Source organism: Plantactinospora alkalitolerans (genome assembly GCF_015690345.1).
In the GTDB taxonomy this organism is placed as follows: domain Bacteria; phylum Actinomycetota; class Actinomycetes; order Mycobacteriales; family Micromonosporaceae; genus Plantactinospora; species Plantactinospora alkalitolerans.
On the sequence record NZ_JADPUN010000081.1, the window covers coordinates 19821 to 30622 of the forward strand.

Genomic DNA, 10802 nt, shown 5'->3' on the forward strand with positions numbered 1-10802 from the left:
GCCCCCGAGACGATGTGAACATCGCGCAGCTCAGGAGGCGGTACGAACTCGAGATCCGTGGCCGTTACCTCGTGGGCGGCGTCGGAGAGGTAGAGGCCGATGGCTTCGGCTTTGTCCGACGGTGAGGTGCTCGACCGGGTGTCGATTGATGAAAAATATCTACGTCAATCGTTGCCTCGGTGAAGGATCTGTACTAACAAGGTAGCCATGAGGATGCTCCGTACGCGTCGTGTCCAGGTCCGGGTCGGGATGGCGTCCTGCGCGGCGCTCGGACTGCTGGCGGCGGCGCTGCCCGTTCCGCCCGCCATGGCGGCCGGCCCATCGGTGTCAGCCGCACCGGCCGGCCCGTCGGCACCGGTCGACGCCGCTGACGGCGCGGTCGTGGCGGCCGATCCGTTCTCGGCGTACACCCGGTTCAACATCCCGGCCGACGACGGCACCCGGGACCGGACCATCGAGGACGAGCTGGTCCGGCTCGCCGACGGCGTACCGGCCGGCGGCTACATCCGGGGCCTCATGTACAGCTGGAGTTCCCCCGTGGTGGCCGAGGCGCTCAAGCGGGCGCAGGCCCGGGGCGTGATCGTCCGGGTGGTCCTGGACGAGACCGGCGGCGGGGTGAACACCGGCGCGGACAACGCCGCGATGGCCGTGCTGAACTCGGCCAACCTCGACGACCTGGTGATCTGCGGCAAGACCTCGTCGACGGTGTCCGGCTCGACGGCCTGCATCGGCAACAAGAGCAACTCGATCAACCACAACAAGGTCTTCACCTTCTCCACCAGCGGCACGATGAAGCGGGTGGTCTTCGTCAGCTCGCAGAACCTGACCTTCAGCCAGAACAACCTGTTCAACAGCGCAGTGGTGGTGCACGAGGACTACGAGCTGTACGACCACTTCACGGCGTACTTCAACGACATGCGGGCGCAGCGCAAGAACAACGACTACTTCAACTCCACCAACGGCTACTACAAGTCGCCGACCACGGCCGTCACCGTCTACCACTCGCCCCGGGCGGACAGCGACACCCTGGCGAACCGGCTGGCGGAGGTGGACGCGTACGCCAGCGGCTGTTCCGTGGACGTGGCGCAGGCCCAGTTCACCGACGCCCGCCCGCAGGTGGCCAGCGAGCTGCGCCGGATCGGCCGGATGGGCTGCCGGGTACGGGTGGTCTACGGCTCGATGGGCAGCACCGCGTACGCCACCCTGAACGGGCAGCCGAACGTCTCGCTGAAGAAGTACTACGACGCCGAGGCCAGCAACTACGACGGCCGGGTCGTCACGCTGCACTCGAAGAACATCATCATCAAGGGGACCTTCGCCGGGGTGACCGGGCGGAGCGTCGTCTTCACCGGTTCGCACAACGTCACCGACCCGGCGCTTACCGACCACGACGAGACGCTGATGAAGATCGAACATCCGACCGTCTGGACCGACTTCCACAACAACTTCGAGACGCTGTGGAGCCGCGCCAAGTGCGTCAACCCCGACAACGGCAGTTGCACTCTCTGACTCTGCGGTAGCGGTCACCGCCGGCAGTATGATTCGAAAACGCCGGCGGGACATGGTGCGCGAGGGGACGTGGCCGGCCGACGAGTCCGCCGCCTGACGAGCTACGGCGACGAGATCGAGACTCGGGCGGTCCTGGACGCCTCGGCGATGCTGTCCTTCGCCCGTGGCCATGCTCACGTCGGGGAACTTGTGGTCATGATCGCCGATGAGGAGGCGTACACCGGATTGCCGGTGGTGGCGCTGCTGGACGCGTACGCCCGGGTCGACGATGCCCCCTCCCGGGCCCGGCTCGGTGTGCTGGCGGCGCTTGATCACGGCGCCTACTACCTCACCGCCGAACCGCACCTGGCTCCCTCGGTGCTCCCCGCCGACCTGGTACACCCCATCCCGGCCGACGACGCCTGACCCGGACGGGCAGATCAGGTCACCGCACGGGCGGCGTACCCTCGGTTCTGTGACGTTGAGCCGGGAAATCGACAGCATCCTGCAGCGCGGCGCGGACGGCGGGCGGATCACGCCCGAGGAGGCGCTGCTGCTCTACACCGAGGCGCCCCTGCACCCGCTCGGCGAGGCGGCGGACGCGGTACGCCGGCGGCGGTACCCGGACAACATCGTCACGTACCTGATCGACCGCAACATCAACTACACGAACGTCTGCGTGACCGCCTGCAAGTTCTGCGCCTTCTACCGGGCGCCGAAGCACAAGGAGGGCTGGACCCACCCGACCGAGGAGATCCTGCGCCGCTGCGGCGAGGCGGTCGAGCTGGGTGCGACCCAGGTGATGTTGCAGGGCGGCCACCACCCCGACTACGGCGTCGAGTACTACGAGGAGTTGTTCTCCTCGGTCAAGCAGGCGTACCCGCAGCTCGCGATCCACTCGATCGGGCCGAGCGAGATCCTGCACATGGCGAAGGTCTCCGGCGTCTCGCTCGACGAGGCGATCAGCCGGATCAGGACCGCCGGCCTGGACTCGATCGCCGGTGCCGGCGCCGAGATGCTGCCCGACCGGCCGCGTAAGGCCATCGCTCCGCTGAAGGAGTCCGGTGCCCGCTGGCTGGAGGTGATGGAACTCGCCCACCGCCAGGGCATCGAGTCCACCGCGACGATGATGATGGGTACCGGCGAGACGAACGCCGAGCGGATCGAGCACATGCGGATGATCCGGGACGTGCAGGACCGTACCCAGGGCTTCCGGTCCTTCATCCCGTGGACGTACCAGCCGGAGAACAACCACCTGAAGGGGCGTACCCAGGCGACCACCCTGGAGTACCTGCGGCTGATCGCGGTGGCCCGGCTGTTCTTCGAGACCGTTCCGCACCTTCAGGCATCCTGGTTGACCACCGGCAAGGACGTCGGCCAGCTCGCCCTGCACATGGGGGTCGACGACCTCGGTTCGATCATGCTGGAGGAGAACGTCATCTCCTCGGCCGGCGCCCGGCACCGGTCCAACCTGCACGAGCTGATCTGGATGATCCGTTCCGCCGGCCGGATCCCGGCCCAGCGGGACACGCTCTACCGGCATCTCGCGGTGCACCACACCCCGGCGGACGATCCGACCGACGACCGGGTGGTCTCGCACTTCTCCTCGATCGCGTTGCCCGGTGGCGGCGCCGGCCGGACCCTGCCGCTCGTCGAGGCACGCTGAACCTGACATAAGTATTGACCTTGGTCGAGCCGAATTCGGGCGTCCCGGTACCGTCATCCGTTCGGTCCACCGGCGGTCGGGCGGAGGGTCCGTCATTGGCTCCGATCCGCCGACCCGGCCGCGAGTACGCGGTTCCGAAGGCCCTCGAACCTGGACATTCTTGGAAGTCGGGGCCGGTTCATCGGTCATAACAGTTGGATCAAGGAACCGCGCGCTACCACTCGTAACCGATAACGTCCCGGTCGTACTTCCTGATTGCGGCGCCCGGCTCCGACCGGGTGGGCCAGGATGCGAGGAAGCAGTGTTGTCCTCTATCGGTCCATGAGGGCCGTTCATATAACGCACGGCATGGCGGGCGAGGCGGGTAACCGTCTCGCCCGTGGTGTATCCGGCGCCATGGCCGGCGCCCCCGGGGCACTCCCGCGGCCCGGTGGCTGGCAGACTCGTCCGGCGTGACCCGTACCCCGTCCGGACGCCGGGCCAGCCTGGACAAGCAGCCGCACGAGGTCGCGGCGATGTTCGACGAAGTGGCGTCCCGTTATGAGCTGACCAACACCGTGATCTCGTTCGGGCAGGACCGGCGCTGGCGTCGGGCCACCCTGGCGGCCCTGCGCCTGAACCCGGGTGACCGGGTGCTCGACGTGGGCGCCGGAACCGGCGTCTCCACCGCCGACCTGGCCACCTCCGGGGCGTACGTGGTGGGGCTGGACCTCTCCCTCGGGATGCTCCGGGCCGGGCGGCGGGTCCGGCCGGAGGTGCCGCTGCTGGCCGGGGACGCGCTGCGGTTGCCGTTCCCCGACGAGTCGTTCGACGCGGTCACCATCTCGCTGGCCCTGCGGAACGTGGTCGACACCGAGGCGGCGCTCCGGGAGATGGCCCGGGTGACCCGGCCGGGCGGACGGCTGGTGGTCTGCGAGTTCAGCACGCCGACGAACCCGGTCTTCCGGACCGTCTACCTGTCCTACCTGATGCGGTCCCTGCCGACGGTGGCCCGAGCGGTGGCCAGCAATCCGGACGCGTACGTCTATCTCGCGGAGTCGGTCCGGGCCTGGCCGGACCAGGCCGGCCTGGCCGGGCAGATCGCGCGGGCGGGCTGGGAGCGGGTGGCCTGGCGGAACCTGACCGGCGGGATCGTCGCCCTGCATCGGGCGGTCAAATCCTGAAGTTTCGCCGGTTGAATGGCTTATGGTCGGTTTAATAAGCAAAGGGGCTTTTGAGCCCGTAGGCTGCGCCCATGACGGGCGCAGACCGGCGGGTCGACGGCGAGGAGCAGCCGACCGACCGAACGCCGGAGGCCGCGACCGCGCCGGAGCGCGCCGAGGCGGCCGGCCGGGCCACGGAAGACACTCCGGAGGGCGCGAGCGACGAGGCGCCGGGTCCCGAGGCCGAGGCGGCCGATCTGATCGCCCAGATCCGGGAGCTGGCCGGGCCCGACCCGGTCGCCGTACGGACCGTGGTCGCCGAGGTGCTGGCCGCGCTCGACCGGGTCAGTGGCGGAACGCTCCGGGAGCAGTTGCCGTACGAGAGCGAGCGGGTGACCGAACCCGACGCGCGGATGCCGGAACTCGACGAGGAGCCGTACCCGACCGATCCGGCTCCGGAGCGGAACGGTAAAGGCAACGGGAACGGGAACGGGAACGGCGGCGACCTGGTGCGGAACGGCTCCTCGGCCGGCGACCCGTACGCCGCCGGACTCGCCACCGGGTCGAGCCGGTCGAACGGCTCCGCGCCGCCACGGGCCGACGGCCTTCCGGTGGAGCCGCATCCGGTCACCCCGACTCCGCCGGAACCGCATCCGGCGCAGCCGCAGCCCGGTCAGCCGCAGCCGGGTCGGCCCGGTCCGGCCGATCCACATCCGGCCGGTCCCGCCCCGGGGGACCCGTCTCCGGCGAGCCCGCGACCGACCGATCCGCACCCGGTGGACCCGCATCCGGCCGACCCGCATCCGGGGGAGCCGGGACCGGTCACGCCGGGACCGATCGAGCGCCGGTCCGCACAGTGCGACGGAGAGGACCGCACCTGAACGGGTCGCCGGACGTAGCCACCACGCCTACCTCGGCAACTTAGGTTCACCTAACCGGCTGCCGGCCACTTCGCGGTCTTAGACTCTCCCCGGACCAGGCTTGTGAAGCATTTCACGAGCGATCGGGAGGGGAGGCGCGGATGACGGCGATCGAGAACGACGCGGACGTCATCGTGGTGGGCGCCGGTCCTGGCGGATCGACCACCGCCTATCACCTGGCCCGACACGGCGTACGCGTACTGCTGCTGGAGAAGACCGAGTTCCCCCGCGAGAAGGTCTGCGGCGACGGACTCACCCCCAGAGCGGTCAAGCAGCTCGTCAAGCTGGGCATCGACACCTCGCCCGAGGCCGGCTGGCTGCACAACCGGGGCCTGCGGGTCATCGGCGGCGGCATCCGGCTCGAACTCGACTGGCCCGAGCTGGCCAGCTTCCCCAACTACGGACTGGTCCGGACCCGGCTCGACTTCGACGACCTGCTCGCCAAGCGCGCGGCCGGGGCCGGTGCGGAGCTGCGTACCGGCGTCAACGTGACCGGCCCGGTGCTGGACTCCGACGGCCGGTCGATCGGGGTCACCGCCGAGATCGGCCCGGACAAGGCTCCGGCGACCTTCCACGCGCCGCTGGTGGTGGCCGCCGACGGCGTCTCCGGGCGGCTCCCGCTGGCGCTCGGCCTCAACAAGCGGGAGGACCGGCCGATCGGGGTGGCGGTCCGCCGCTACTACCGCTCGCCGGCCAAGCACGACGACAACTACCTGGAGTCGTGGCTGGAGCTGCGCAGCAAGGAGAACCCCGACAAGCTGCTGCCCGGGTACGGCTGGATCTTCGGAATGGGCGACGGCCGGGTCAACGTCGGGCTGGGCGCGCTGAACTCCTCGGCCGCGTTCGGCAAGACCAACTACCGGCGGCTGCTCACCGACTGGCTGGCCAACACACCCGCCGAGTGGGGGATGACCGACGAGACCAACGCGGACGGCCCGATCCTCGGCGCCGCGCTGCCGATGGGCTTCAACCGGGTGCCGCACTACACCCGGGGCGTGCTGCTGGTCGGTGACTCGGGCGGCATGGTCAACCCGTTCAACGGCGAGGGCATCGCGTACGCGATGGAGTCCGGCGAACTCGCCGCCGAGGTGGCGGTGCAGGCGCTGGCCCGACCTGCCGGCCCCGAGCGCGAGCGTGCCCTGGCCGGATACCCCGCCGAGTTGAAGGCCCGCTACGGCGGTTACTACCGGCTCGGCAACATCTTCGTGAAGATGATCGGCAATCCGCAGGTGATGCGGCTTGCCACCAAGCACGGGATGCCGCACCCGACCCTGATGCGGTTCGTGCTCAAGCTGCTGGCGAACCTGACCGACCCGCGCGGCGGTGACGCGATGGACCGGGTCATCAACGCGATGACGAAGGTGGCTCCGGCAGTGTGAACCGCCGTCGGGTCCGCACCTGGGCCGCGCCGGCACCCCGGGCAGCGTCGCCCGAAGGACTGTGAATAGTGTGAATTTGGAAATTGACCGAGGGCCGGGAAGGACGAGCAGGAGAAAACGATGTCGCTCTCGCCGTACGTACCCATCATCGGGCTGTTCGCCCTCGCTGCGGGGTTCGCGCTGTTCTCCGTCGCCTCCGCCCGTCTCGCCGGCCCCCGGCGCTACAACAAGGCCAAGCTCGAGGCGTACGAGTGCGGCATCGAACCGAGCCCGCAGCCGGTCGGCGGCGGACGGTTCCCGATCAAGTTCTACCTGACGGCGATGCTGTTCATCGTCTTCGATATCGAGATCATCTTCCTGTATCCGTGGGCTGTCTCCTTCGACGTGCTGGGGACATTCGCCTTCGTGGAGATGGTGCTGTTCATCGTCGCGGTCTTCGTCGCGTACGCCTACGTGTGGCGTCGCGGCGGCCTGGACTGGGACTGAGGGAGGTCGTCAGATGGGTATCGAGGAAAAGCTCCCGGCCGGCATCCTGCTCACCTCGGTCGAGAAACTGGTCAACTGGTCCCGGAAGTCGTCCTTCTGGGGCGCCACCTTCGGGCTGGCCTGTTGCGCGATCGAGATGATGGCCGCCGGCGGGTCCCACTACGACCTCGGTCGGTGGGGCATGGAGGTCTTTCGCGCCTCGCCCCGGCAGGCCGACCTGATGATCGTGGCCGGCCGGGTCAGCCAGAAGATGGCTCCGGTGCTGCGCCAGATCTACGACCAGATGGCCGAGCCCCGCTGGGTCATCTCGATGGGCGTCTGCGCCAGCAGCGGCGGGATGTTCAACAACTACGCGATCGTCCAGGGCGTCGACCACATCGTGCCGGTGGACATGTACCTGCCCGGCTGCCCGCCCCGGCCGGAGATGCTGATCGACGCGATCCTCAAGTTGCGCGAGAAGATCGGCCACGAGCCGCTCGGCCCGAACGGGCGCAAGATGCTGGAGGCGCGCCGCGCCCGCGGTGACATCCCAGTGGTCGCACCCGGTTCGATGCCGTCCTCGTACCACAACGACAAGGCCCGGCGGGCCGAGTGGACGAAGGCGGTGGCCGAGGGCCGCGAGGAGCAGCTCCGGATCGAGAACTGGATGAAGGCACAGAACCACCTCGTCGGAAGGACCGACCGATGAGCGAGGCGGGCAGGAACGGCGCCGAGCCGAACAAGAGCCCCAGCGAGCGCCCGGGTGGCGGCGTGCCGGTGGCCCGGCCGCCGGTCGGTGCGACCAGCGGGGCGCCGGCCGAGCATCCGCCGGCCAGTGGGGCCGGGCGCGGGATGTTCGGCATCCACGGCAGCGGCGACACCTCCGGCTTCGGTGGCCTGGTCCGGCAGCGGGTCGACGTGGTCGACAGCCCCCGGCCGTACGGCGGCTACTTCGACGAGGTCGCCGACGCGCTGGAGGAGGCGTACCCCGGCTTCGCGGACGCGATCGAGCAGGTGGTGGTCGACCGGGGCGAACTGACCCTGCACATCCGTCCGGAGCGGATCGCCGAGGTCTGCCAGGTGCTGCGCGACGACGCCGCCCTGCGTTTCGAACTCTGCTCCTCGGTGTCCGGAGTGGACTATCTCGGCTCCGACCAGCGCCGGCTGCACGTCGTCTACCAGCTCACCTCGATGACCTACCGCCGGGTGATCCGGCTGGAGGTCGCGGTGACCGTCGAGGACCCGCACGTGGCCAGCGTCACCGAGGTCTACCCCACGGCCGACTGGCAGGAGCGGGAGGCGTACGACATGTTCGGCGTCGTCTTCGACGGCCACCCCAGCCTGACCCGGATCCTGATGCCGGACGACTGGGAGGGCCACCCGCAGCGCAAGGACTACCCGCTCGGCGGCGTGCCGGTCGAGTACAAGGGCGCCGAGATCCCACCGCCCGATCAGCGGAGGTCGTACCAATGAGCACCTCGACGAACCCGAGCTACGCCGAGTCCCGGGAGACCACCGAGGGTCGGGTCTTCACCGTCACCGGTGGCGACTGGGATTCCGTGGTCAGCGGGCACGACCCGATCAACGACGAGCGGATCGTCGTCAACATGGGTCCGCAGCACCCGTCGACGCACGGCGTGCTCCGACTGATCCTGGAACTCGAGGGCGAAACCGTCCGTGAGGCCCGGGCGGTGGTCGGCTACCTGCACACCGGGATCGAGAAGAACCTCGAGTACCGCAACTGGGTGCAGGGCACCACGTTCGTCACCCGGATGGACTACCTCTCGCCGCTGTTCAACGAGACCGCGTACAGCCTCGCGGTGGAGAAGCTGCTCGGCATCACCGACGACGTCACCGAGCGGGCCACCACCATCCGCGTGCTGATGATGGAGCTCAACCGGATCTCCTCGCACCTGGTCTGGATCGCCACCACCGCGATGGAACTCGGCGCGGTCAACGTGATGCTGTACGGCTTCCGCGAGCGCGAGTACGTCCTGGAGATCTTCGAGCTGATCACCGGCCTGCGGATGAACATGGCGTACGTCCGGCCGGGCGGGGTCGCCCAGGACGTGCCCGACGAGGCGATCGTCAAGATCCGCGAATTCCTGAAGCTGCTGCCGAAGAAGCTGAAGGAATACGAGGACATGCTCTCCGGGCAGCCGATCTGGACGGAGCGGACCAAGGACGTCGCCGTCCTCGACGTGACCGGCTGTGTCGCGCTGGGCATCACCGGCCCGGTGCTCCGGTCGGCCGGACTCGCCTGGGACATCCGCAAGACCATGCCGTACTGCGGCTACGAGAACTACGAGTTCGACGTGCCGACCACCGAGACCGGCGACGTCTGGGGCCGCTACCTGGTCCGGATGGCCGAGATGCGCGAGTCGCTCAAGCTCGTCGAGCAGGCGCTGGACAAGCTCCGCCCCGGGCCGATCATGGTTGCCGACAAGAAGGTCGCCTGGCCGGCACAGCTCGCCATCGGGGTCGACGGGATGGGCAACTCGCTGGAGCACGTCGCCAAGATCATGGGTCAGTCGATGGAGTCGCTGATCCACCACTTCAAGCTGGTCACCGAGGGCTTCCGGGTGCCCCCGGGGCAGGTGTACGTCGCCATCGAGTCGCCCCGCGGCGAACTGGGCGTGCACGCGGTCTCCGACGGAGGTACCCGGCCGTACCGGGTGCACTACCGCGAGCCCAGCTTCGTCAACCTCCAGGCGCTGCCGGCAATGGCCGAGGGCGGCCTGATCGCCGACGTGATCGCGGGCGGCGCGTCGCTGGACCCGGTGATGGGTGGGTGTGATCGCTAAATGACTGAGACTCAGCTCAACGGCGCGGCGGTTGGGTCCGGCCCGGTGCCGGGCCAGCGGACCGGCGCGCGGAGCGCGGACCTGCACGCGAAGCTGGACGAGCGGGCGCGGGAGATCGTCGCCCGCTATCCGGCGGACCGGTCCCGTTCGGCCCTGCTGCCGCTGCTGCACCTCGTGCAGTCCGAGGAGGGGTACGTCTCCCCGGCCGGCGTCGAGTTCTGCGCCGACGTGCTCGGACTGAACAAGGCGCAGGTCGGCGCGGTGGCGACCTTCTACACCATGTACAAGCGCCGGCCTACCGGCGACTGGCTGGTCAGCGTCTGCACCAACACCATGTGCAACGTGCTCGGCGGTCAGCAGGTCTACGACGCCCTGACCGAACACCTCGGCGTCGGGCACGACGAGACCACCACCGACGGCAGCATCACGCTGGAACACGCCGAGTGCCTGGCCGCCTGCGACTACGGCCCGGTGATGACAGTCAACTACGACTTCTTCGACCAGGTCGACCCGGACAGCGCGGTCGGCGTGGTCGACGAACTGCGGGCCGGCAACCGGCCGCAGCCGAGCCGGGGCGCCCGGCTCTGCACGCTCAAGGAGATGTCGCTGCAACTGGCCGGGTTCAGCGACCCGCGCCAGGAGGCGGTGGCCGACGGCGTGCCCGGCGACCCGACGCTGCGCGGGCTGCGGCTGGCCCAGCAGCACGGCATCTCGGTGGCCGGCTACGACCCGAACACCCCGATCAAGGGCCGCGACACCGGCGACGCACCCGCCCCGGCGACCACCCGACCGGCGGCCGCCACCGGCAGCACCGCGCCGGACGTGAAGGCGCCGGACGACAAGTCGCCGCAGGTGCGTACCGCCGAGACCCGGGCACCGGACGCCAAGACCCCGGCCCCGGACGCGCCCGGCGCGAAGACGCCGGTCGACGGCGTACC

The 10802-nt window shown here is 69.4% G+C and carries 11 protein-coding genes; all 11 read left to right on the forward strand.

What is annotated here, in order from left to right; all coding sequences use genetic code 11:
- Window positions 1–207 precede the first annotated feature (207 nt).
- Window positions 208–1509, forward strand: coding sequence for a phospholipase D-like domain-containing protein (locus I0C86_RS06340; RefSeq protein ID WP_196200256.1), 1302 nt, complete (start codon window positions 208–210; stop codon window positions 1507–1509).
- Window positions 1510–1578: 69 nt separating this feature from the next.
- Window positions 1579–1914 carry a hypothetical protein gene (locus I0C86_RS06345; protein ID WP_196200257.1) on the forward strand — a complete coding sequence of 112 codons (336 nt, stop codon included), beginning with the start codon at window positions 1579–1581 and terminating at the stop codon, window positions 1912–1914.
- A 49-nt stretch (window positions 1915–1963) separates the two neighbouring features.
- Window positions 1964–3154 (forward strand): cyclic dehypoxanthinyl futalosine synthase, encoded by a 1191-nt coding sequence (gene mqnC / locus I0C86_RS06350; RefSeq protein WP_196200258.1) that lies wholly within the window; start codon window positions 1964–1966, stop codon window positions 3152–3154.
- A gap of 452 nt (window positions 3155–3606) precedes the next feature.
- Window positions 3607–4317 (forward strand): demethylmenaquinone methyltransferase, encoded by a 711-nt coding sequence (locus I0C86_RS06355; RefSeq protein WP_196200259.1) that lies wholly within the window; start codon window positions 3607–3609, stop codon window positions 4315–4317.
- A gap of 71 nt (window positions 4318–4388) precedes the next feature.
- A complete protein-coding gene (locus tag I0C86_RS06360; protein WP_196200260.1) occupies window positions 4389–5177 on the forward strand; it encodes a hypothetical protein in 789 nt (262 codons plus the stop codon).
- A 140-nt stretch (window positions 5178–5317) separates the two neighbouring features.
- Window positions 5318–6595 (forward strand): geranylgeranyl reductase family protein, encoded by a 1278-nt coding sequence (locus tag I0C86_RS06365; protein ID WP_196200261.1) that lies wholly within the window; start codon window positions 5318–5320, stop codon window positions 6593–6595.
- 120 nt (window positions 6596–6715) lie between these two features.
- A complete protein-coding gene (locus I0C86_RS06370) occupies window positions 6716–7081 on the forward strand; it encodes an NADH-quinone oxidoreductase subunit A (RefSeq protein ID WP_196200262.1) in 366 nt (121 codons plus the stop codon).
- 13 nt (window positions 7082–7094) lie between these two features.
- Complete coding sequence (locus I0C86_RS06375) at window positions 7095–7769, forward strand: NuoB/complex I 20 kDa subunit family protein (protein ID WP_196200263.1); 675 nt, start codon at window positions 7095–7097, stop codon at window positions 7767–7769.
- Window positions 7766–8533: an NADH-quinone oxidoreductase subunit C gene (locus I0C86_RS06380; RefSeq protein WP_196200264.1), complete on the forward strand. Its 768-nt coding sequence runs from the start codon at window positions 7766–7768 to the stop codon at window positions 8531–8533. The genes I0C86_RS06375 and I0C86_RS06380 overlap by 4 nt, the downstream gene beginning before the upstream one ends.
- A complete protein-coding gene (locus tag I0C86_RS06385; protein WP_196200266.1) occupies window positions 8530–9864 on the forward strand; it encodes an NADH-quinone oxidoreductase subunit D in 1335 nt (444 codons plus the stop codon). Before I0C86_RS06380 ends, I0C86_RS06385 begins: the two co-directional genes overlap by 4 nt.
- Window positions 9865–10802, forward strand: a 938-nt coding sequence (nuoE, locus tag I0C86_RS06390) for an NADH-quinone oxidoreductase subunit NuoE (RefSeq protein WP_196200268.1), incomplete at its 3' end; no start/stop codon positions are given.

Coding starts and splice junctions, on each gene's coding strand:
- I0C86_RS06370 (WP_196200262.1), top strand. CDS start 6,716: ATGTCGCTCTCGCCGTACGTACCCATCATCGGGCTGTTCGCCCTCGCT.
- I0C86_RS06365 (WP_196200261.1), top strand. CDS start 5,318: ATGACGGCGATCGAGAACGACGCGGACGTCATCGTGGTGGGCGCCGGT.
- I0C86_RS06375 (WP_196200263.1), top strand. CDS start 7,095: ATGGGTATCGAGGAAAAGCTCCCGGCCGGCATCCTGCTCACCTCGGTC.
- I0C86_RS06385 (WP_196200266.1), top strand. CDS start 8,530: ATGAGCACCTCGACGAACCCGAGCTACGCCGAGTCCCGGGAGACCACC.
- I0C86_RS06340 (WP_196200256.1), top strand. CDS start 208: ATGAGGATGCTCCGTACGCGTCGTGTCCAGGTCCGGGTCGGGATGGCG.
- I0C86_RS06380 (WP_196200264.1), top strand. CDS start 7,766: ATGAGCGAGGCGGGCAGGAACGGCGCCGAGCCGAACAAGAGCCCCAGC.
- I0C86_RS06360 (WP_196200260.1), top strand. CDS start 4,389: ATGACGGGCGCAGACCGGCGGGTCGACGGCGAGGAGCAGCCGACCGAC.